The sequence below is a fragment of the Erythrobacter sp. HA7-11 genome (assembly GCF_055693605.1).
The window spans coordinates 2,749,841-2,770,251 of record NZ_JBVFUF010000002.1 but is presented as its reverse complement, the minus strand read 5'-3'; the positions used below and the strand labels follow the sequence as shown (position 1 = coordinate 2,770,251).

General features: G+C 55.0%; 23 protein-coding genes. 3 read left to right on the top strand and 20 right to left on the bottom strand.

The genetic code is table 11. From position 1 onward, the window contains the following. The first annotated feature begins 6 nt into the window (after nucleotides 1-6). Both queC and ACZ1GU_RS14195 read left to right on the top strand, forming a co-directional pair. Nucleotides 7-702 carry a 7-cyano-7-deazaguanine synthase QueC gene (gene queC, locus ACZ1GU_RS14200; RefSeq protein WP_472648598.1) on the top strand — a complete coding sequence of 232 codons (696 nt, stop codon included), beginning with the start codon at nucleotides 7-9 and terminating at the stop codon, nucleotides 700-702. A gap of 26 nt (nucleotides 703-728) precedes the next feature. Then, a complete protein-coding gene (locus tag ACZ1GU_RS14195; protein ID WP_472648792.1) occupies nucleotides 729-2,309 on the top strand; it encodes a spinster family MFS transporter in 1,581 nt (526 codons plus the stop codon). A 355-nt stretch (nucleotides 2,310-2,664) separates the two neighbouring features. Here the strand turns inward: ACZ1GU_RS14195 and ACZ1GU_RS14190 are convergent, their stop codons facing one another. The 17 genes from ACZ1GU_RS14190 to ACZ1GU_RS14110 form a co-directional block, all read right to left on the bottom strand. Continuing rightward, nucleotides 2,665-3,783 (bottom strand): OmpA family protein, encoded by a 1,119-nt coding sequence (locus ACZ1GU_RS14190; RefSeq protein WP_472648597.1) that lies wholly within the window; start codon nucleotides 3,781-3,783, stop codon nucleotides 2,665-2,667. 187 nt (nucleotides 3,784-3,970) lie between these two features. Then, nucleotides 3,971-4,423, bottom strand: a complete 453-nt coding sequence (locus ACZ1GU_RS14185; protein ID WP_472648596.1) for a DUF2793 domain-containing protein — start codon at nucleotides 4,421-4,423, stop codon at nucleotides 3,971-3,973. 16 nt (nucleotides 4,424-4,439) lie between these two features. Next, nucleotides 4,440-6,443 (bottom strand): GTA baseplate fiber-binding domain-containing protein, encoded by a 2,004-nt coding sequence (locus tag ACZ1GU_RS14180; RefSeq protein WP_472648595.1) that lies wholly within the window; start codon nucleotides 6,441-6,443, stop codon nucleotides 4,440-4,442. A gap of 590 nt (nucleotides 6,444-7,033) precedes the next feature. Next, nucleotides 7,034-7,576, bottom strand: a complete 543-nt coding sequence (locus ACZ1GU_RS14175; protein WP_472648791.1) for a DUF2163 domain-containing protein — start codon at nucleotides 7,574-7,576, stop codon at nucleotides 7,034-7,036. 16 nt (nucleotides 7,577-7,592) lie between these two features. Continuing rightward, nucleotides 7,593-7,850 carry a baseplate hub domain-containing protein gene (locus ACZ1GU_RS14170; RefSeq protein WP_472648594.1) on the bottom strand — a complete coding sequence of 86 codons (258 nt, stop codon included), beginning with the start codon at nucleotides 7,848-7,850 and terminating at the stop codon, nucleotides 7,593-7,595. Further along, the gene (locus ACZ1GU_RS14165; protein ID WP_472648593.1) at nucleotides 7,850-10,174 is read right to left on the bottom strand and encodes a DUF2460 domain-containing protein; all 2,325 of its coding nucleotides are present in this window, start codon (nucleotides 10,172-10,174) and stop codon (nucleotides 7,850-7,852) included. The genes ACZ1GU_RS14170 and ACZ1GU_RS14165 overlap by 1 nt, the downstream gene beginning before the upstream one ends. A gap of 17 nt (nucleotides 10,175-10,191) precedes the next feature. Next, nucleotides 10,192-10,767 carry a tail tape measure protein gene (locus tag ACZ1GU_RS14160; protein ID WP_472648592.1) on the bottom strand — a complete coding sequence of 192 codons (576 nt, stop codon included), beginning with the start codon at nucleotides 10,765-10,767 and terminating at the stop codon, nucleotides 10,192-10,194. Further along, complete coding sequence (locus ACZ1GU_RS14155) at nucleotides 10,760-10,957, bottom strand: phage tail assembly chaperone (RefSeq protein WP_472648591.1); 198 nt, start codon at nucleotides 10,955-10,957, stop codon at nucleotides 10,760-10,762. Before ACZ1GU_RS14155 ends, ACZ1GU_RS14160 begins: the two co-directional genes overlap by 8 nt. Further along, the gene (locus ACZ1GU_RS14150) at nucleotides 10,954-11,262 is read right to left on the bottom strand and encodes a gene transfer agent family protein (protein WP_472648590.1); all 309 of its coding nucleotides are present in this window, start codon (nucleotides 11,260-11,262) and stop codon (nucleotides 10,954-10,956) included. The genes ACZ1GU_RS14155 and ACZ1GU_RS14150 overlap by 4 nt, the downstream gene beginning before the upstream one ends. Further along, nucleotides 11,259-11,666, bottom strand: coding sequence for a phage tail tube protein (locus tag ACZ1GU_RS14145; RefSeq protein ID WP_472648589.1), 408 nt, complete (start codon nucleotides 11,664-11,666; stop codon nucleotides 11,259-11,261). Before ACZ1GU_RS14145 ends, ACZ1GU_RS14150 begins: the two co-directional genes overlap by 4 nt. 14 nt (nucleotides 11,667-11,680) lie before the next feature. Next, entirely contained in the window at nucleotides 11,681-12,067 is a 387-nt protein-coding gene (locus ACZ1GU_RS14140; RefSeq protein ID WP_472648588.1) for a DUF3168 domain-containing protein, read from the bottom strand. A gap of 169 nt (nucleotides 12,068-12,236) precedes the next feature. After that, nucleotides 12,237-12,785, bottom strand: a complete 549-nt coding sequence (locus ACZ1GU_RS14135; protein ID WP_472648587.1) for a head-tail connector protein — start codon at nucleotides 12,783-12,785, stop codon at nucleotides 12,237-12,239. A 139-nt stretch (nucleotides 12,786-12,924) separates the two neighbouring features. Next, complete coding sequence (locus ACZ1GU_RS14130; protein WP_472648586.1) at nucleotides 12,925-14,073, bottom strand: phage major capsid protein; 1,149 nt, start codon at nucleotides 14,071-14,073, stop codon at nucleotides 12,925-12,927. 76 nt (nucleotides 14,074-14,149) lie between these two features. Then, on the bottom strand, nucleotides 14,150-14,554 hold the full coding sequence (locus ACZ1GU_RS14125; RefSeq protein WP_472648585.1) for an HK97 family phage prohead protease: 405 nt from the start codon (nucleotides 14,552-14,554) through the stop codon (nucleotides 14,150-14,152). Then, on the bottom strand, nucleotides 14,551-15,708 hold the full coding sequence (locus tag ACZ1GU_RS14120) for a phage portal protein (RefSeq protein ID WP_472648584.1): 1,158 nt from the start codon (nucleotides 15,706-15,708) through the stop codon (nucleotides 14,551-14,553). Before ACZ1GU_RS14120 ends, ACZ1GU_RS14125 begins: the two co-directional genes overlap by 4 nt. Nucleotides 15,709-15,728: 20 nt before the next feature. Beyond that, nucleotides 15,729-17,057, bottom strand: coding sequence for a DNA-packaging protein (locus tag ACZ1GU_RS14115; RefSeq protein ID WP_472648790.1), 1,329 nt, complete (start codon nucleotides 17,055-17,057; stop codon nucleotides 15,729-15,731). Further along, nucleotides 17,051-17,368 carry a hypothetical protein gene (locus ACZ1GU_RS14110; RefSeq protein ID WP_472648583.1) on the bottom strand — a complete coding sequence of 106 codons (318 nt, stop codon included), beginning with the start codon at nucleotides 17,366-17,368 and terminating at the stop codon, nucleotides 17,051-17,053. Before ACZ1GU_RS14110 ends, ACZ1GU_RS14115 begins: the two co-directional genes overlap by 7 nt. Before the next feature lie 403 nt (nucleotides 17,369-17,771). Here ACZ1GU_RS14110 and ACZ1GU_RS14105 point away from each other — a divergent pair, with 403 nt between their 5' ends. Beyond that, nucleotides 17,772-18,383, top strand: a complete 612-nt coding sequence (locus ACZ1GU_RS14105; protein WP_472648789.1) for a YqaA family protein — start codon at nucleotides 17,772-17,774, stop codon at nucleotides 18,381-18,383. Between the two features lie 39 nt (nucleotides 18,384-18,422). Here the strand turns inward: ACZ1GU_RS14105 and spt are convergent, their stop codons facing one another. The 3 genes from spt to ACZ1GU_RS14090 form a co-directional block, all read right to left on the bottom strand. Beyond that, nucleotides 18,423-19,655 (bottom strand): serine palmitoyltransferase, encoded by a 1,233-nt coding sequence (gene spt, locus ACZ1GU_RS14100; RefSeq protein ID WP_472648582.1) that lies wholly within the window; start codon nucleotides 19,653-19,655, stop codon nucleotides 18,423-18,425. Nucleotides 19,656-19,669: 14 nt separating this feature from the next. Continuing rightward, a complete protein-coding gene (locus tag ACZ1GU_RS14095; RefSeq protein WP_472648581.1) occupies nucleotides 19,670-19,912 on the bottom strand; it encodes an acyl carrier protein in 243 nt (80 codons plus the stop codon). 123 nt (nucleotides 19,913-20,035) lie between these two features. Continuing rightward, entirely contained in the window at nucleotides 20,036-20,398 is a 363-nt protein-coding gene (locus tag ACZ1GU_RS14090; protein ID WP_472648580.1) for a response regulator, read from the bottom strand. Between the last annotated feature and the right edge of the window lie 13 nt (nucleotides 20,399-20,411).

Sequence of the window (20,411 nt, the reverse complement as noted above, 5' to 3'; positions counted from 1 at the left end):
GCAGAGATGAATGCTGACGCTTTGCAAGGTCGACCCACGGCAGTGGTGCTATTGTCCGGTGGGTTGGACTCGATGGTTACGGCGGCAATTGCTCGAGAGCGCGGCTTCTCTGTCCATGCTCTGACAATCAATTACGGCCAGCGCCACGTTCGCGAGTTGCGATCCGCACAGCTTATTGCTGAGAAACTTGGTCTTGAGAGACAAGTCGAACTCTCGCTGGATTTGCGAGCCTTTGGCGGATCGGCACTCACTGATGACATCGAAGTGCCCAAGTCGGGTGTGGGGAACGACATTCCGGTAACGTATGTGCCAGCACGTAATCTGGTCTTCCTCGCGCTGACAGTTGCATTCGCGGAATCGACCGGATCTAGTGATGTGTTTATTGGGGTGAATGCGCTCGATTACTCCGGCTATCCAGACTGCCGTCCAGAATTCATCACGAGCTTCGCCGAAACGGCGAGGCTTGGGACAAAGGCGGGAGTTGAAGGCGAGCCTTTTCAGATTCATGCCCCGCTTCAGCACATGACAAAAGCCGACATTGCGGCGGAATGCGGGCGTCTAAATCTGGACCCTGCGTGGAGTTGGTCGTGCTACGATCCCGCTGATCACGGGGAGGCCTGCGGCAGATGCGATTCATGCCGATTGCGACGCAAAGGTTTCGCTGAAGCGGATTTGGTCGACAAAACAAGATACGCTGCTTGAATGGCGGCTTCGGAGAGGAACAAATTTTGAACAACGAAACCAGCGCGGTCGAAAATAGCGTTCAAAGCGATGCGCGCGAGAGCGTACCGGCTTACAGCTGGTACGCGCTGGGCGTCTTAGTCGTTGTTTATGTTCTGAACTTTGTCGATCGAAACATTATTTCGATTCTTGCAGAAGATATTAAAGCTGATCTCGGGCTCCGTGATGACCAAATTGGATTTTTGTATGGAACAGCGTTCGGCGTGTTCTATGCGCTCTTTGGGATTCCTCTCGGCAAGCTAGCCGACAGTTGGCATCGTGTTCGACTTATGTCGGCTGGTCTCGCAATTTGGTCGGCGTTCACAGCGCTTTCGGGTTTCGCCAAGAATTTCTCTGCGCTGAGCGTTGCAAGAATCGGTGTTGGCGTTGGTGAAGCGACTGCCAGTCCAAGCGCATACTCGCTTATTTCGGATTGGTTTCCAAAAAAGATGCGGGCGACTGCGCTCGCGATCTACTCGTCCGGTTTGTATATCGGCGGAGGGGTGTCACTGCTGATCGGCGGCGCGATCGTAGAGCGTTGGAACGCTGCTTATCCAACCGACGCGCCTCTTGGTCTCGCAGGATGGCAAGCAGCATTCATCATAGTTGGCTTGCCGGGAATTTTACTCGCGTGCCTTGTCTTCACATTGCGTGAGCCCTTGCGTGGCCAAAGCGAAGGAATTTTTACACCGCCACCCAAGGATCCTTTTCGCGGATTTTTCCAAGAGCTGATTGCGGTCATTCCTCCATTCACTTTGATCGGTGCAGCACGAGCGGGCGGGCGTGGGATTGCGATTAATCTTGCAGGAGCGTTGTTTATTGGCGGGGTCGCTTATGTGCTCGCCAGATTGACAGACAATTACGTGCAATGGGGCGCTGTCGGTATTGGCTATTATGCTATCTTCTCGTGGGCCTCGACACTCAAGCGACGCGATGCGCCTGCCTTTACACTTATTTGGGGAACGCCGGCCTTTCTGACGACCATTCTGGGATACGGGATGGTCGCATTTATGTCCTACGCAGCGTCTTTCTGGGCCGCACCTTACGCAATCCGAATTCTTGGCGAAGCGCCATCTATTGCTGGTTGGTGGATCGGTGGCCCGGGAGCTTTAGGTGGCTTTCTGGGGGTGATCCTCGGTGGGCGGGCAGCTGATTGGCTAAGAGAGCGCAATCCAGCAGGTCGACTAATCGTCGTCGCTTTTGGCCTTGTGGGTGCAGCACCCTTCCTGTTCGTGATGTTCACTACAACAGACCCAACAACCTTCTACGTTTGTGCATTCTTGCAGTCCCTCTTTGGAAGCTCTGCGTTGGGCGGGGCGGCAGCAACAACACAAGACCTCGTCCTCCCGCGCATGCGCGGTACTGCAACTGCGACATTCTTTTTGGCTACAACACTCGTCGGCCTCGCCCTTGGTCCGTACATGGCTGGCCAAGTGTCGACGATGACCAATAGCCTCTCGACCGGAGGATTGAGCTTGTTGATCGCAGTTCCGATCGGGCTAGTTCTCTTGATCTTTGCTTATCGCTCAGTGCCACTCGCTGAAGAATCGCTCTTGGAACGGGCTAAGTCAGCGGGAGAAGGTATTTGATTGGCTTGTAGGGGAACGTCTTCGAAAGACACGATTAGTCTCGCTGTCCCGCAGAAGTCCAAGATTGGGCCGATGTTTGAGGCAACCCCTATCGCCGCTTGGCTTTGAATTACCGACCGCCTCTCGACGTCGTCAGAGGCATGCGAAACATGGCCAGCTAAGTTCGGGCTAAAACTTGGAGGACACTTGGCTATTGAGCGGTCGGCAATAGCTTGGCCAGGCGACCCAATTTCAGCTCGCCGACCCATGATACGATAATCTGGACTCCAACCAGAAATGCAGAAAGCTCTTGCGCTACAATAGAAAAGGGGCCGGAAATTCCGGCCCCTCTCAATTTGTAATTGGCGAAGTTGACCTACATGCCCGAACCTGGACCGTAAGTTACTTCAACGCGGCGGTTCTGCAATTCACGAACGCCGTCAGCTGTCGGCACACGTGGTTGCGATTCGCCAAACGCTTCACCGGTGATGCGGCCTTCTGGGATACCACGACCTGCGAGGTACGAACGTACCGACGCGTTGCGGCGCTCAGAAAGGCCACGGTTGTAAACCACGTTGCCCGAGCGGTCAGCGTGGCCGGCAAGCATAACGCTAGCCATGCCGCAATCGGCATACGCAGTTACCGCGTTGTCCAGAATGGTAGCTGCCTCTGGCGTAATCGCTGACTCATCCCAATCGAAGAATACGATGTAGGGACCGGTGTTACATGGCGCCGCTACCGGTGGAGGCGGTGGAGGCGGTGGAGGCGGTGGAGGCGGTGGAGGCGGTGGAGGCGGTGGTGGCGGTGGTGGTGCCACGTCGCCGCCGAAATTGTAGATCACCGAGCCAAGGATCGAATGAGTGCTGACATCAGTCTCCCAATCGTTACCGAGCGTATCAACAATATCGACGTTGACAGCGTTGAAGTAACGATACTTGATACCAACGTCCCAACGGTCGTTCAGTGGGGCGCGAAGACCAGCAAGAGCTTGCCAAGCAAGACCGGTATCGGAATCGTCGAAGGCACCTGGGCCACGTGCCGAAATCGTTCCTGCCAAATCAACGCGAGCAACGCCAACGCCAGCTCCGACAAAGCCTTGAATGCCATCATCGTCGCCAAAGTCCAGCAAGCCATTCAGCATAAAGCTGAGGGCATTTACTTCACCGCTTGCCGGGAACAAGCCTTCCGTTACTGGACCGGTGAACGCCTGAACGGGCGTGCCCACGACGGACAAGTCGTTCAAATCAGCTTCACGATAGCTTGCTTCAGCTTCGAGGCGAAAAGCGCCGAAGTCGTAGCCGACAGCTGCACCGAAATCGTATCCAGTATCGTAGTCCGCCTGAACAGCGTCGTTGTTTCCGTTGATGTCGAAGCCAATGTCTTCAACCAGCATGGCTCCACCATCGCCTTGGATGTACCACTGGCCATCTCGGGCAAGTGCAGGCGCCGATAGCGCCGTTGAAGCCATCGCCATTCCTATGACGAGTTTGCGCATTCCAATAATCCCCTTTACTTAGCGTTCTTGGAGCTGCTGGTTCTCTAACTTTTCCCCTCACCCGTGGCAAGCAATCAATAGCGCGAAACTGTTGCAATAAAGTCGCTATTGCATGAGGTCACCGTAAAAACTGTCCCGTTGGTCGCTGGCAGCGATCCTATTGCTCAGGCAATCGGGAATCTCAATCTCACTGAGATGCTAATCCTAGGGTTTGAAGGCTTTGAATAATCTCGCCAATCGCCAACCGAGCCTCCGTGTCGATGACCTGCCCTCCTTGTGGTTCTGTGAGCGTCTGTGCGACTAGCCAATTAGTGTCGAAGATCGTGAAAGTGCTGGTCGATTGGTCGAAGATCATCGTACCTTGCGCGGGCAGGTAGAAATGCCATGCGCCGGCAAGATAGCATGCCAAAAAGTCATTACGCCCTGTCCAATCACCAACGCCGCTCGTCACCCTGTAGCTATCGCCCTCGTTTGGGTCGTTCGGAGGGGACGACTGAGATGCAATGACTGATTTTGCTAAGGCAGCGTCCATTATTGAAAATGCGCTGTTTACGAAGAATTCTTTCTGCGACTGCCCTGCGAAAAGAAGAGGAAGTGAAAAATTTGCCGTTCTGTCGTCGAATGAAAATGGGCCGGTCATTGTGAGGTTCCAATCCTTATCCTTGGAAGATTATTATTCGGGTGGCTGCGGACGTATTGAATGTGCCGACTTGAGCTACCCAAAAAACGCTCGAGCCGTGCTGAGCGTACAGGTCGGTCAATTCAGACTGAGATAGCACTAGCTTTGGCTCCGTGACGTTCCATTTTTCAAGCGGATCGCCTACCTCTCCGTAGCCGACCTGATAGACCTCGCTCTCTTCTACCAGCGGGATGTCCACCACGTCTCTCCAGAGCCATTGTCCTCGCCCGCGCCTGACCCAGCTTAGTTCAAGAGACCCATCTGGACGCGTAGACGCCAAAGGATGCACTGGTGCCAGAGGTTGCCGAGACAACCCGGCATGTTGAAGCGGCTCAATAACGGTTTGAGTGTCCCCCATCCCCAATGCTGCAATCTTTGTTGCTGGATCAGACGGGACTGCGGCAGGATCGAGCGAAATTAGGCTCTCACCTATGAAAATTACGTCTGTGCCGCTCGGGTGAGCGTTTGCGGCACGCCATTCTGTTCCACCGCGTCCTCGCAACAAGCCGGTTAGCCTCCACTTTGCAGTAGAGATCTGCTCCGCTTCCAAATATTGTATTGCCTCGCCACCAACTAAGAGGCGATTTGCCCCCATTGCCAATCCGTTCATTGTCGTTTCGCTGAGAGAAAAATCTTCGCCAACGAGATCGACAACGAGCGTGTCGGCGGGCTCAAAATGAGTGCAGGACGAACTTGCTAGCTCTTCGGCCAGATGTCCAATCGGCGTTCGCGCTCTCCCTGTATTGCCAATGGAGGCAAGACCGTTAGCTTGTTCGACGAACAGAGCAGCCCCTCTCCAAGAGCCCGTGGGTGATGAGGCTGCCGCAAAGAGGAGTGGCTCGGTCGGGGAAACTGTGCTTTCCGGCGGCAGTTCGAAAGCGCGCAATATAGTCGGACCAGCAATCTTATCTGGCGGCAAACTGCTTTGACCAGGATCGCTGTCGTTTTCACTAACTGAGGCAGGCGAAGTCCGCTCCAATGAAAGCTGCAAGCCTTGGTCGAGCCATTCCCAAGCAACTACGAGCCAGTAGCCTGGGAACCCGTTCACCAAGACGATTGCACCGGGGGCAATCTGGGGATCGATCTGCGGAGATGACCAATTTATCCTTTGCGTCTGCCAATGCGAGCGCATCCTATTTTGATTGGCGAGCTTTTGTGCACCAGCAGCATTGAGAGTGGCTGGCAGATCGACCATCTTCTCTTGTCCGCGGGACCGGTCGCCGATCGCGCGCTGCACACTCGGCTGATAGTCTCTCGACAAGTCGTAATATCGCAAGGAGTTCGGCTCTGCATCATTCGACGCGCTGCGGCTACGAAAGCCGGTCGCATTTTGCGGGGCCTGAAGCCTCTCGACCAGACGTGCTGGTGAAGGGGGCGCCTCGTCGACGACGCTAATTTGCAGACCATCTTTGGTTGTAACGCAAGATATCGGAAAAACATCAGAAAGAGCTGAGAGAGTCCCTGAGATCGAGCCTCCCTGATCTGCAAAGCCGAGCAAGTAGCTGAGAGGCTCTTTGGCAGGTGAATTTTTCACATCTGGCACAATATCTTGAAGAGAAACGGATGAACCCTTCTCGCCGAAGATTTCAAATGTCAGGGCGGGAATGCGGTTTCCAAAATCGCCTAAACTCAGGTCTTCGAAAACCACGTAAGCGCAATCTCGAAATCCAGTGGCGCCTCCGCCGATCGAGGCTGCTAATGTCGGGTCAACGATATCATCGCCGTGGCCTCGATACGTTCGCAATTTGCCCTCAACCTTCAAATCGCCCGCCGCCCCGCGAAGAAGCTCACCATCAGCCCAAATCCGGCCCAACGCTGAAATTGGAGTGCTGCTCAAAGCGACGGCGAATGAGGCAGAATAGTTGTATGTGGTCGTTGACGGCTTGCCCTTGCCTCCACCGGTCTTTTCGGATGTTTCGATCAGGTCTGTTGACCAGATGATTGATCCCGGAACACGCATCTGCCCGAAAATGCGCGGCATTGGTCTCCCATAGCTTGATGTAGTAACTGCCAATTCTTGAAGTCGTGGTCCTTCGCGTGAGCCCGGGCCAAATACGGCCTGGTCTATTTGCTGACCGATGAATGAGCCAATCGCACTACCAATTGGTCCGCCTACGGCAGAGCCGACGGCGGTAAGTATAATCGTAGCCATAATGGTTAGTCCTGAAAATCAGTCGCAATTCGCCATCTCTGAGCGAAGTGGTACGGCGTTGGAGTTGCCTCGCGAATGACCATTTTGAGACCGGCATGAGCGTGGATATAAACCTGCTGCGCTTCAACGATCATCAGATGGTGCTGATTTGGAGATGGCTCAAACAGTCCAATATCTCCCGTACCGTTCTCGGTCACTTACTGGCCGCAAACCGGATTTTGGGGCGCACGCCAACCAATGCGAAATATTTGTGTTCCGAAGGCGATAGCCACGAGGCAACACTGGTTCCGCTCCAATCGACTTCAAGCAGGCGCTCACGAGACCGATACAATCAAGCCCGTATTCGTGGTTGCGACCATGCAATTTGAACGGAGTGCCGAGCAATTCTGCTGCCGCGTTCGCCAGCAGTTGACCGCAAGTCACGGCTGTGGGCTGCCATATCTCGCTAGTAAATCATTACCTGGCAGGTGGGCCTCGCCACGAAAATTGACAGCGTTGTCAAAGCGTGTGGAGCATGTCGCGATGGTATGGTCGCAACCTTCACGAAGTTGCGCGCGCGAGCCCAACTGCACTTCTTCCATCAAGGGTCGATCGAGCAAGAGCCCGTCTGCTTCAGATGCAACTATTCCAAATTTCAGGCCGGTCTGTGGCCCATCGAGAAACCGTAGTGTTCCTCCGACATATTTCATCTCGACCAAGCCCGCAAAGACTACAGTGTTTCTGTCGAGATCGAGAGAGCTGAGTTCAGCTATCTCGGTAAAAGCCACTGCTGATAGGTTGCATCCACGACCGCAGAATTCCGCTCTGCACGTCGGGCTCGTCCGGGGCACGAAATCATTCTCAAGTATGGACTTGGCCGAGCTCAATTCTGCGGTAAAACCCTGTTGTCCGTCTTCGAGCTCGCCCAATCGGCCTGAGTATAGAACCGAATGCTCTAGCGTTCCCCAATCGACCGCACCGATTTCAATTGTAGAGCGGTCAAACAGTCCTAGCCGTCAGGTCTTCTTCACGAATATTGTCATGACTTATCGTGCCTTCGACTTCCGCATTGTCGCCGCCCACACCTATCGTCCTTTTGATTGAGGCAGGTATCATTCCTGGAGCAGCGCGATGCCTGATCCCAGAAAAATACAGGTCTTTGTCGTGAGTGGTGAAGCCAAGTGTTGCGCCATCAATGCGGTATATGCGCCAAAATGTCGCGACAGTGTCGAGATCACGGTCAAAGAAAACGCGCATCAGGTCGTTTCGCGAATTTCTACGACTGGAACGCTGGGCGCTTCGCCAGATTCGAAATTCACACCGGCTACGTCAATTCGATCTTCGGCGAAGCGAACCGGCACATCGAATAGAAAGCCCGCACGAACTTCCGCGCCCGCCGCTGGAGCGGAGCTGAGATTTATTTTTCCTTTCTCGCCCAATGTCCATTCGGTGATTACCATGTCATCCACGCTAATAATGAGGGTTTCCTGCCGGGGCCTTGAAATTTCACGCACCTGCTGATCCGAGCCGGTGCCGTATCGTTTGACCAGCTGAAATTCCGAAGACAAGCCGTCACCAATCCCCAGCAACTGATCCGACATTGTCGGCGTTCCAGTCATACCGTTTGAGCTGAAGTCATATGGGTCTGTGATCCGGAAACCTCGCGCAGCGCCTCTCCGTGCACGAAAGAAGGCAATGAGAGTTGCGAGATCGTTGTCCGATCTCACGCCCGGCCCAATATCGAAATTGATCCGAGCATCGCTCCATAGCGAGTTTCGTCGTTCATGGCCTGACACTGTCACTTGGACGGAGGTAGAAAACTCTGGGGCGACGGACGTGTCACGCCCCAGAGGGAGCGGAAACAAAACATCATCAAAAGACTGCATATCGTCTTCCTCAAAATGGCGAAGCCGGGTGTAACCATCACGGCAAACTTGCGGCAAAGCCCAAACGAAGCGGCGCGAAACGCCGCGGTTCCGGGCTTCATCAAGGCCCACATCAATCAATGGCCAAAGCTCTTCGGCGTCGGCAGCGTTCAGGACAAAACCGGAGAGATAATCCTGCTGGGTGAGCGGGTAACCCAATCGCGCATCGACGAACTGATAGGCGTCGCGCCGCGCGCCTTGCGCGTTGGCCGTGAGCCAATCGTAGTCTTCTAGCTGAAGCCTATCGAAGGCCGGGTTCGCCCATCCGATTGGCAGATTGGCGCGATACAATTCCGGCGTTTCAGGGTTAAGGATTGTCGGTGTGAACGCTAGCAGCAGTATTTCAGCCGTTCCTGCTGCATTGCTGCGGACAGCATCGGCCAACGCCTGCGTCGATTGAGCCAGAAGCGCACCGGCTTGATCAAGCAGTGTGATTTCAGCTGCGGACTTCGGCCCTTTAATGTCGGAGATAGCGGGCGGCGCTCCTCCAAAGGCGACAATTGCAGCATCATCGTACAAACAGATTTTGTCATCCGGCGTGACCCACCACCACGGTTCGCCAATTTGAAATCGTGCTGGAAGCCCCTCAAACTCGACAAGCTCAATGAATTTGACTGCGCTTGATTGCAGCCATGTCATTGCCTCTGCATTGGCAGGAGAAAGCAAAGTTGACGGCGGAACCCAACCCGTAAGCGCTTTAGCTCCGTTCGCAGTCCTCTGCTTCCACGGATCGTGGCAATAGGCATCAAAAAGCTCGTATGAAATCGATGTGATCGCTTCATAATCATTCGCAACGCAATGCTGAAAAAAGCTTCTGTGCCACTCGACCGCAGGGGTGCAGAGTTCTCCACTTTCGTCGACTTTGAGCGCACCGCTGCCATCTTGATCAAGCCGCATGAAATGGCTCATGCCGACATAGTGGAGCAGCTCTGTCCTATAGCCGAGCCCAACAGCGTTTCGCAGCAATCGCGCAGGTGTCTGGCTATACGCATCGTCGTACGCGGTCGCCATCCGCTCATCATGTGGCGGTAACAAAACATCACCCGTCTCGAGCATTGCATGCTTACCGTCGCAGGAAATGTTCGAAACGGTCACTTGGCCGTTAAGGCGATTGGCAAGCGGCGCCTGACTATTCGCGGCGAAATTGGGAGCCACAACCGAAATGAACATTCGGTCGATTTCATTTGGGTGCACTGGTTCACCGGGCAGCTCCCATCCACCGCCGAGGTCTGAAAATGGAATGGTAATTGCCGCATTGGTCGGAGAGCCAGATGCGTAGTTCCACAGCCTCACGTACCAAGTTCGCTGTTGACCCGTATCGTCACGCCCTTCGATTGCGAGTGTAGGACCGTTCACCTGGTCAAGCGTCGCAACCCCGTTTGATTGCCAGTGGAATGACAAGATGGTGTGCGAGTAGTCTCGGTTGGTTTCATAGGCGAGCAACGGGTGATCTAGGGTGTCATTGCTTTCCCAGATTATGCCAACCAGCTCGCCTTCATGGTGAAGCTCAACATCAACCTGAAAGCTGTCAGGCCCAGTTGTGATGATAGAGCCCATCGCCGGTCTCGGAAAATCGACTGTCCAAAACCGCGGATCAAACCGCCGGATATAGCTTGTTTCTTGACCGCGAAGTTCGCTGGCCAACCAAAATGACATAGTGCTTTTCCTGTTATTCAGGCGTTTTGAAGTGCACGTCTGACCGCGCTGGCGATCTGCCGAGAAGACCTGCGCATCGCGGTTGGTGCGGTTTGCCCTCGCGGGGTTGCAAGTTGTATTGCGACCCTCACGTCGCGGGAGGGTCCGACAAGGTTGCTGTTTGCTTCAATCCGACCAGAGCTTGTAGGTACGAAGATCTCCGGACCGCGTTCGCCAACCAGATACGAACTGCCAGGGGCCACCGGTCCGCCCGTCGCACGGCCTGGAAGGCCAAGAAGTGCGCCAAGTGAATTGCCAAGTAGGTCGCCCAGACCGGAGGAGCTTGAGCCGCCAAACAAAGAGCCGATACCTTGCGTGATGGCATAGCTGGCGATCTCTTCAAGCGCGGCAAAAGCCGTTCGTTTCAGATCATCGAAGCCGAGACTGCCGTTTTTCAGGGCTGAAAGCAGGCCGCGTTCTAACACGCTCCCAGCCCTCTCAAAGCCATCGAGCAGTGATGTATCCAGAGCGGCGCGCATGGAATCTAAATCGCTCGCAAAGCCTTCTGTTGTTGCGCGCACCTCGATTGTCAGTTCTTCAAGAGTGTCATCCATTTTCTTCGGCCTCCATCATCGAGTCCATTTGCTCGCGGCTGCATGGCAGCTTTGATTGATCTGCGGGATTGAGCAGCGCAGTTGCCAACTCCTCCGGGGTAGAGGCCCAGAAATCGTCGGGTCGCCATTGCAGCGATTGTGCTGCGATTGCGTATATCGACGGTGTGCGCTCGGCGAATTTCCGTTTCATTTCTGGCCCTTAAGAACCTGCGCAAGAATGGTTCGTATTGGCGTGGTCGCCGCCAATAGACCCATTGAAATTACACATTGACCGAGCATTTCACGCGGCGGTCGATTTTGTTTGGGAAGACAATGCCAGAGCAATGTGGTGATCTCAGAAACACTCAGCGAGCCCTGAGAGGCCCGTTCGACCAGGCCAAAGAGCGAACCCAGATCTTCTTCAGCGGCGACCAAAGCTTCGAAAGTAGGACGTAGGACGTATCGCTGACCTTCGATCGTGATCTCGGCTTCGCCTCTTATCGCGTTAGCGGTCACGCCGGCACCACAGGACCAGAGCTTTCAAGCTGCAGCGTGTAGTTTCGCTCGCCGTTAAAGTCGCCCGAATAGTCAAGCCGCTGAACGAGGAAGCGGCCCCGCAGTTTCTCCCCGTCTTCAAACGACAATTCGTAGTCATCGACGGTTCCGGCGAGCGCATGAGCACGGATAGCGTTTTCAGCTGTGCTGCCGAGAAAAATACCAGCTGCGCTGACTGAAACGGAACGCGTTCCGGCTCCGGATAGAAGATCGCGCCAACCATCCGATTCCTTGTGGGTCACGACAACAGTGTCCCCGTTGATGCTCATTTGCGTGGTGCGCAAACCAGCAACGGTTTCGTACGCAATCGGAGAGCCTCCATCGCTGATCTTGAGCAAAAAGGCAGAGCCTGTTTGTGCTGGCATAATGCTTACTCCGTTTAAATTTCGAGAATGCGGAAGCGATATTCAATCAGAGTTCCGCGAAGATTGTTTGGCCGGCGCTCGCTACGGGCGCGAAGGAAACGAGTGGCGGCAAGTTCGAACGTGCCTAGGTCTCTCGGCAAATCCGAAATCCGCTGCTCGATCAGTTCGACAAGCTCCGCGTCTGCTCCAGGTTCATCGCTTCGGCTCTCGAGCTCGAATGCAATGCGAATTTCTTTGCCTTTGCGATCCTTGGTGCCCCAATCAGCAGACGCGCTCGCCGCTATTCCAAGCCAGGGTGGACTAGTACGCAGCGGACTTTCCTCCTCAATCGCGTTGATCGAAGCCAGCGCTGGATCGTCCCGCAACCAATTGATCAGTGCGGATCGCAAGAGGTTTTCCATAGGTCCTATCTCCCGGTGAACTTGGGCCAGAGAGCTTGTGCTGATCGCCAGAAATGGGAGTTGGTCGATGAGCTGCTTTTTGCGGCTTGCGCGGCTTGGACAGCGCGAGATTTCGCGTGGTCCTCAAGTCTCTGTATCAGGTGGCTCAATGAGCTTGGGGATGAAGTGATCATGCTAGGCTCACTTGGCGCCAAGGCTGCCATAGTGCGGTAACACTTGCCGGGATTTCAATCGCTTCCGTCTGGTCCCGATCGCGATAGAGATAGGCTGCTAGCCGGATGATGCCCTGCCGAAGAGAGGCAGCGAGACCGCTCCAATCACTGGAAAGTCCGGCGAGAACTTCGACAATCACAGAAGTAGATCCCGAAGCCACGAACCTTATCTCCACGCAGGCTCGACCATCTGAATCAACATCGACCTCATAAAGAGCTTGATCGATGATCTGCCTGGTCCCATCGGTTGTGACCGCCGATGCCGAGTTGACTGCGCGCACGGGGCGCGAGAGCAAGCGACTTATCCCAGCCTTTGCCGCCAAGCGTTCTTGAACCGTCGCGTACAGCGGTACGAGTCCGGTGTAAGCTTCGCACATTTCGAGGCTTGTCTGGAGCAATGCTAGGAGGGCGTCATCTTCAGCTTCGCGAGAGATGCTCAGCCAGGCTTTAAGCTCGTCAAGAGGGAGGCCGGCTAAGTCTGCAGGATTTACATTGGTTCTCCGCATTGCGGTCTCCAAAAATGATATGGCAATCAGGGTGCACCCGCGCAGCGCGAACGGCGTGGAGGGTCGCTGTCGGCGGCGCGGGCGCGGTGAGCCGATGGAGGAGAAGGGGCGAACTCAACCCCATCGGGATAAAGTGCGACTAAGCTTCGATTTTCAGCAGTTTGATCGCATTACTATCGAGCACTTTGCCGCCAACGCGCTTGGTGGCGTAGAAGTGCACAAACGGCTTGTTGGTGAAAGGATCGCGCAAAACTTGGGTCGCGCTACGCTCTGCGATCAGATAGCCATGACGGAAGTTTCCGAACGCGATCGGAAATGCGCCTGATGTAATGTCGGGCATGTCTTCTGCTTCGACTACGGGATAACCGAGCAAGCGGTCGGGCTGGCCGTCGATCAGGCCTGGCTGCCAAAGAAAGGCACCATCTGCCGTTTTCAATTTGCGCACTTCGGCGAGGGTCGCCGAATTCATAACGAAACTTGCGCCCTGACGATGGCCAGACTTCATCGTGTGGATGAGATCGATAAGCTTCGCGTCAGGTGCGCTGTCAAAGCCGTTGGCATCGCCTGAACCGACATATTGCAGGGTGCCAAACGCACGCACACCGTCTTCCCCGGTTCCGTTTGGCGCAGTAAGGAAGCCTTCGGGCTGATCTGTACCTGTTCCAGACACAAAAGCGGCGCCTTCAGCTCGTGCAAACTCGCTTGCAATTTCGCTCGCGAGCCAGCTTTCAAGGCCGAAACCGGCATCATCAAGCATGGATTGGCTCGCCGCAGGGTTGGCGTAGAGATCGCCTGTCGGTGGCGCAATTTCAGCAAATTCCGGTGCATCAGTTTCAGGGCGACCAGCGGTCTCGCTAACCCAGCCAGATGCCGTGCCGCCTGTTGAAACGAGCTTTCGGTAGCCTGCGCTGCCTGTCTGCACGACTTGTGCGATGCTGCGAATTGGGCTGATCTCGGCCAGTTCCGACGCGATTAGGGCATCAATCTGTCGCGGAACCGCGTAGCCACCATCCGAAGGGACAGCGCCGCTGATCGATTTAATTTCACTTTCTTTGCCGCGACGCAAATAGCCATCGACGAAGCCTTTCATCTCGCTTGAAGGCTCAGAGCCCCCCATTACTGGACGCGAGGCAGCACGGGATACCTTGTCGAGACGCGCTTTGACCTCATCGACATCGGTGCGCAGACCGACGATTTCAGCTTCAGCCTTGTCCTGTCGGGCGACAATGTCGAAGCTCTCATCAAGCTGATCATTAGATATTGGAGTGGTGACGGGAGTGGTTTCCATGGGGCATGCAACCTTTCTGTTGGGCATAAAAATGGCCGCCCCGTTGGCGGCCGGTTGGACATCTAATGAGCGCGCTTCAGTTTACGAAATGAACGCGCGCGCCATGTTGTAACGGGTGTGTGACCAAGCTCACTTCGAACAGGTCAACAGCAATCAATTCGCGGCCATCTGGTGTGTGCTCATAATCGCGGGCTCGATATCCGAAACTGAGGCCATCAACTTCGCCCGATTGTAGTGATGTGGCAGCACGCGACTTCGTCGCATCGATTCTGCCGATCACCCGCAACCCTCTTGCATCTTCAGCGATGCGTTCAATCTCCCCAATCTTTTGATTAGGTTGATGTTGCCAAAGCAGCGGAATAGGCACTTCGCGATTTTCGATTGCGGACGTAAATGCGCCGCGTCGTACAATATCTTGCGCTGCGTCGGCCACGTCGAACAAGCTTGCATATCCTGCAAATCGGATGGTCGGACTCGTCACGATTGTGCCCCTTCGACGGCAATGCCTAGAAGGCTACGTTTTTCCTCGTCCGACAAGAAATCGGCGTCAGACACTTGCTTCCAAAGCCGCTCGCGGTCTTCCGATAAAGCCGGCACTCGATCTAAGTCGATCCCAATATCGGCATTTTTGAACCATGGCGCCAAGCCCTCCCGTAAGGCTGCAAAAACCTTCTCGGCAAGAGGTAGAAGGGTTAGCCGCCATAGGGCGCGATTGGCTTCGCGGTAATTCGAATAGGTATTGTCGCCGGGCAGACCCAGCAGCATTGGCGGCACCCCGAAAGCCAGCGAGATATCTCGCGCTGCCGCACTTTTCAGTGTGGCAAAGTCCATATCGGCTGGAGAAAGCGCGATGCTCTGCCACTTCAATCCGCCGTCCAATAACATAGGGCGCCCCGCGTTGGCGGATCCGGTGAAAGCTGTTGCGAGCTCATCCTTAAGGCGGTCGAATTGCTCAGCCGAAAGCGCGAGACCATCATCGGAATCGTAGACGAGCGCTCCTGAAGGTCGCGCGGCATTTTCAAGCAGTGTCCGGTTCCATTCTGCTGCCGCATTGTGGATCGCAATTGCTTCATTGGCGGCCGCCAGTGCACCAGCACCGTACATATCCTCGATTGGGTGCATGGCTTTGATATGGATGATATTCGGCCAGCCATTATCATCTTCTAACGAGAACCGTGCGCGTTCGTGGCCGGGACCATACTCATAGGCAGTGGGCCAGCCGTCCGAACCGGCAATTATCTCGACACGGTCTGGGCGGAGCGCAAAGAGTTCGATCGGTTGCCCAAGCCCATCCTTCATGATCTGGACGAAACTGTTCCCGTGCAAAAGGACATGCGCTGCGATTGTCTCGATCAGCGATTGGCCCGCGCTTGTGGTCATAACCAGGCTCTTCAGTTTCGGATCGGTTATGGTGATTGGAGCTTGACCAACGCCCTCGGCTACGATCCGAACAGCTCGTTGTGCGATTGGATTGGTCAGAAAGCCATCACGGACAGCTTGTCCATAGTCATAGCTTTGCCTGCTATTTGCGCCTGCAAACGAGGCGGCCCAAGCGGGCAAATAGCCCGGTGCCAACGGCACGCGCGAATTTTTGCCGCCTTTGAAAGCGGCGGACAGGGTTTCCAGCAATGCCATTGAGCTAATTTCCTTTGTAGTCAGACGGTTAGCACACGAGGGCTGACTGTCTTGCCGAGCATTAATTCGGTAAGCGCCCAGACAAGAGCGTCTGCGCGATCGGGGCTGCGGCCCGGACCGACGTAGTCACCGCCTGCCTTCAGGCCGCACATTTGATCTTCTAGTTTTGCAAACTGGCCGCAGTGTTTCGCGCGCCCACTTTCATAAATTGCGGTCACCGGTTCGGCACGAGCGACTTTGCCGCGGCTTGCATGAACTAACTTGACCGGCATGTTTGCGCCAGCCGCCCTCAGCACGCTCTCAACCATTGCACCGCCCTGATTGGCTTCTGCGATGACGCGATCAGCCTTCCATTCTTCAGCAGCCATGGCCACTTGGTTGGCCCATTTTTCGGGGCTGGCGTTCTCCGCGCTACAGTCTGCGAGGACATATGCTTTGCCATCCTGTCCGAGCGCAGCGACGATGATCCCACAAGCGTCGCCATTTGATGTTGCGGGCGGGTCGACCGCAACCACTATGCGCCGCAATTGGTCAGGTGCCGTTTGGACTCTTGATTCCTCAAGCATCCGTCGGGTCCACAGGGCGCCTTCAACATCAGTCAGCAATTCTCCGCCGAGCTCCTGCCTGGCCAATTGCGTCCCGCCAAATTCGTCTTCGATTGCGGCCAAGAAACGATCCGGCAAATTGGCCGAGTTGTCGTATGTGGTACCGCGCGTCACTATAGTCGCGCCGTCTTGCTCCTTTTCAAGTAGACGGCGGACAAGTGGCACGCTTCTTGGTGTGGTCGTCACTGCAATGCGGGGGGCAGTGCCTAGGCGCAGCCCCATCAATAAATTGTCCCAGCACCGTGAGGCACGTTCATGCGCAGTTGGCCATTTGCCAACCTCGTCACACCAGGCGTGCGAATGTTGAGGTCCGCGCAGCGACTCTGGTTCAGCGGCAGAGAACAGCTGAGCCTGAGCTCCATTTGCGAAAGTCAGGCGACGCAATGATGGCTCAAACAGAGGCCTTTGCTCGGGTGGAAAGCACGCGATAATGCCGCTTTCGCCTTCTACCATCACTGCACGCGCCTCATTCAAAGAGCTCGAGACGATTGCTATGCGTGCCTCGGCGTTACTCTCCGCTGTTGCTCTTACCCATTCTGACCCTGCGCGGGTTTTACCAAATCCTCTCCCCGCCAGAATCAGCCAGACACGCCAATCTCCTTCAGGGGCAAGTTGTGATTGGCGGGCGAAGAGTGGCCAGTGGTAGTCGAAATCGGCACGCTCTTTGTCGTCGAGGGCTGAAACCACATCGTCCCGCGCTAGCGGTGGCGCTGATGCAAGCCATTCAAGGCGCTCTCTCAAGATGAGCACCGATCTGTCTGTTTGAATTGCTCGGATCGGAGTTTGATGTCCTCAATCTTTCGGTCAATCGAGGCGCGAACCTCTGCCGCGCTCACAAAACGATCTTGGCTTTGCTTCGAAGTTGCCTTTTCTCGATGGCATGACAGAAATCGGATGGCATTGGCGAAGTCGAACTTTGCATTTGCCTGAGCGCTCATGTCACCCGACCTAAGCCGCCTCAGCAATTCCATTTCAAGCTCTCGATATCCTTGCTCAAGAGCTGCCTTCCATCCTGCCGCAAAGTCTGCCTCCGAGGCGAGAGCGCGATAAATCATACTGTGCGACGCCCCTACAGATTGAGCGGATGTTGTGACGTCCGAAGTAGCTGCAAGTTTTTCCAGAAAATGCTTACGCCAATGCGGACTCAAGCGTTCGGGCCGTGAAATGGCGAGAGCGAGAGTTGGCGCCTCGTCGGCCATAACGCTCTCCATGTCATATCTTGTGATTGTTTGATGCGGCGCGTGCTGCCTAAACGACTCACACTATCGCGATGTTCTCTCTACTTAACCAAAGAGCGTGACAATGTCAATAAAAAAGTGCCAAATAGGTGAATTATTAGGAGTTGCGCCCTCGGTTCTGGTGCATTAGGCGGCGTCGCTGCAATGTGTTGCCCACGGCATAGCATGAGATGATGGAGAGCAGAATTTGGCTTGGCTTCGTGGTCTTTACAATTGGACAATGGACAAGGCCTCTCATCCGCATGCCGTTTGGTGGTTGGCATTCTTCTGCTTCATCGAGTCGAGCTTTTTCCCCATCCCGCCGCATCCGCTGCTGGGCCTCATGTGCCTTGCAGAACCACACAAGGCGATCCGTTTCGCCTTGGTCGCCACTCTCAGCTCAGTTGCTGGCGCGTTACTGGGATATGCGATTGGCTGGGGTTTGTACGAGCCGGTTGGTGAGCCCCTTCTGGCTTTGTTGGGGCTCAGCGAAAGTTTCCCGGTCGCGGCGTGCTATTTGCGCGAATACGATGTCGAAGCGATCCTAATTGCTGGCGCAACTCCGGTTCCGTTCAAATTGCTGACCATTACCGCCGGGTTCATTGAAATGGCGCTTGTGCCGTTTGTGCTCGCAAGCCTCGTCGCTCGCGCGCTTATCTTCATGACAGTCGGCATCTTGTTCCGAATTTTCGGCGCGCCGATCAAACGCATGATCGACAAATATCTCGGCTTGGTGACAACCGCCTTTATCGTCCTGGTCGTCGGCGGTTTCATCGCCATCACGCAGTTCTCGAGCTCAGACGAAGAGATCGCCGACAAGTGTGACGCAGCTACCGAGATTCGGGGAATCTGAGACGCCTGTCTGCACGAGCCACGCCGCATAATCTCGCAACTAGCTGATAATCCCGGTCGCCTTGCCAGCCCTTTCGAACATCGAGAGAATTGTTTCAACCTCTTCCGAGGAGTGTTCTGCGCACAAAGAACAACGCAACAGGGTCATATTTGCTGGTGTCGCCGGAGGCCGCGCTAGGTTTACGTAAAGGCCTTCCTTCAAGAGCGCCTCCCACATTCCCGCACCGCGCTCCAGATCCGGCATGATTACAGCTACGATGGCGCTTTGCGGCTCGGTGGTCCCCAGCTCAAAACCCAGCTCAGTCAGGCCCTGATGGAGGCGCTTGGAGTTTTCCCAGAGATGCGCGCGCTTGTTCGAGCCATGCATCAACTTGCGGATCGAAGTCGCGGCAGTCGCGACAACGCTAGGAGGCAAGCTCGCCGTGAAAACGTATGGCCGACATACGAGCCGCATAATGTCGAACTTCGGGTGGTTGGACACACAAAAGCCGCCGACCGTGCCGACGCTCTTCGAGAAGGTGCCGATGATGAAATCTACATCATCGATGATACCCTGTTCTTCACAAACACCTCGGCCATTCTCGCCGATGAAGCCCATTGAGTGTGCCTCATCGACGAGCACCATAGCTCCGTATTTCTTGGCGATGGCGACCATTTCTTTGAGCGGTGCAACGTCTCCAAGCATGGAGTACACACCTTCGAGAATAACGAGCTTGCCCGCGTCCTCGGGCACGCGGCGCAGTCGTTTCTCCATCGCCTCAATGTCGTTATGCTTGAACGGCACGACTTCAGCATTACCCATCGCGCAGCCATCCCAGATCGACGCATGACTATCGATATCGAGAATAATGTAGTCGCCCTTGCCGGCGATCGTTGAGATAATCCCCAGGTTGGCCTGGTATCCGGTCGAGAAGACCATTGCGTGGTCCATATCGTAGAACTCGCGAAGTGCATCCTCGCACTCGCGGTGGCCTTGATATGTGCCGTTCAGGACACGGCTCCCTGTCGTGCCAGAACCGTAGTCGGCCAGGGCTTGCTTACCTGCGTCAATGACGTCTGGATCGAACGTCATGCCCATGTAATTGTAGGTGCCGAGCAAGATCGTCTCGCGTCCATTGCAAATTGCAGTGGTGGGCGAGAGCACCTTTTCCATCACAAGGTTGAATGGATCTTCGACGCCGCTTGCGAGCAGGGTTTCTCGCGTTTGAATAAGCTCATCGAACTTTGAAAACAGGTCACCCTTAGGCGCCGTATCAGTCATCGCATCAGTCATGGACGGGGCCTATATCAGCTATCCTGCATCTTGTGCACTGCACTTACCAGCTGGCCATAATTCTCGATTTCGGCTTGCTGGTTCATGCTGATGATGATGTCGAACTCGTCTTCAATCTCTGCTACAAAATCCATGACTGTTAGACTGTCGAATTCCAGGTCGTTCGCAAACGTGGTGGAGTCCTCGATTGTCACGTCTTTCTTGTTGAAAGGCTCGATAATCACGCGGATGCGTTCATCTATCTGCGCAGTATCCATGATATAGTTTCTCACTTCTCAGAATTGATGTGTTGCGCAGGCATTAGCCGCATTTCCGGCGCGAATCCACGTTGATCGATCGTCTGCCGCGAATGATTATTGATTCTTGGTTCAGCTCGGCGATTAGACCAGCTGTTTGACCGCATTCATGAATGGCATGATTGAAACAGGTTTCGCGAGATAACCGGCAGCTCCTGCTGAGCGGATGCGCTCTTCATCTCCTTTCCCAGCAAATGCGGTAACGGCAAGCACGGGGATCTCGGCCAATATTGTGTCGCGCTTTGCCGCTTCGATCAAATCGACGCCCGAAACGCCCGGCAGTTGGATGTCCATTATAATCAGGTCTGGTGTGGTTGAGCGGGCAGTTTCCAAAACTTGGCCGCCGTCCGCGACAGGTTCCACTTCGAAACCATTCGCCGTGAGAACATCGCAGAACAATTTCCGATTGAGGTCATTATCCTCGACAACCAAGATTCGCTTTGCCACTGACCACTCCGCT

What these genes read in the sequence shown, in the direction of transcription:
- queC (WP_472648598.1), top strand. Translation starts at nt 7, where the DNA reads ATGAATGCTGACGCTTTGCAAGGTCGACCCACGGCAGTGGTGCTATTG.
- ACZ1GU_RS14190 (WP_472648597.1), bottom strand. Translation starts at nt 3,783, where the DNA reads ATGCGCAAACTCGTCATAGGAATGGCGATGGCTTCAACGGCGCTATCG.
- ACZ1GU_RS14185 (WP_472648596.1), bottom strand. Translation starts at nt 4,423, where the DNA reads ATGACCGGCCCATTTTCATTCGACGACAGAACGGCAAATTTTTCACTT.
- ACZ1GU_RS14180 (WP_472648595.1), bottom strand. Translation starts at nt 6,443, where the DNA reads ATGCCGCGCATTTTCGGGCAGATGCGTGTTCCGGGATCAATCATCTGG.
- ACZ1GU_RS14170 (WP_472648594.1), bottom strand. Translation starts at nt 7,850, where the DNA reads ATGCGCGTTTTCTTTGACCGTGATCTCGACACTGTCGCGACATTTTGG.
- ACZ1GU_RS14165 (WP_472648593.1), bottom strand. Translation starts at nt 10,174, where the DNA reads ATGTCATTTTGGTTGGCCAGCGAACTTCGCGGTCAAGAAACAAGCTAT.
- ACZ1GU_RS14160 (WP_472648592.1), bottom strand. Translation starts at nt 10,767, where the DNA reads ATGGATGACACTCTTGAAGAACTGACAATCGAGGTGCGCGCAACAACA.
- ACZ1GU_RS14155 (WP_472648591.1), bottom strand. Translation starts at nt 10,957, where the DNA reads ATGAAACGGAAATTCGCCGAGCGCACACCGTCGATATACGCAATCGCA.
- ACZ1GU_RS14145 (WP_472648589.1), bottom strand. Translation starts at nt 11,666, where the DNA reads ATGCCAGCACAAACAGGCTCTGCCTTTTTGCTCAAGATCAGCGATGGA.
- ACZ1GU_RS14140 (WP_472648588.1), bottom strand. Translation starts at nt 12,067, where the DNA reads ATGGAAAACCTCTTGCGATCCGCACTGATCAATTGGTTGCGGGACGAT.
- ACZ1GU_RS14135 (WP_472648587.1), bottom strand. Translation starts at nt 12,785, where the DNA reads ATGCGGAGAACCAATGTAAATCCTGCAGACTTAGCCGGCCTCCCTCTT.
- ACZ1GU_RS14130 (WP_472648586.1), bottom strand. Translation starts at nt 14,073, where the DNA reads ATGGAAACCACTCCCGTCACCACTCCAATATCTAATGATCAGCTTGAT.
- ACZ1GU_RS14120 (WP_472648584.1), bottom strand. Translation starts at nt 15,708, where the DNA reads ATGGCATTGCTGGAAACCCTGTCCGCCGCTTTCAAAGGCGGCAAAAAT.
- ACZ1GU_RS14110 (WP_472648583.1), bottom strand. Translation starts at nt 17,368, where the DNA reads ATGATTTATCGCGCTCTCGCCTCGGAGGCAGACTTTGCGGCAGGATGG.
- ACZ1GU_RS14105 (WP_472648789.1), top strand. Translation starts at nt 17,772, where the DNA reads ATGGACAAGGCCTCTCATCCGCATGCCGTTTGGTGGTTGGCATTCTTC.
- spt (WP_472648582.1), bottom strand. Translation starts at nt 19,655, where the DNA reads ATGACTGATGCGATGACTGATACGGCGCCTAAGGGTGACCTGTTTTCA.
- ACZ1GU_RS14095 (WP_472648581.1), bottom strand. Translation starts at nt 19,912, where the DNA reads ATGGATACTGCGCAGATAGATGAACGCATCCGCGTGATTATCGAGCCT.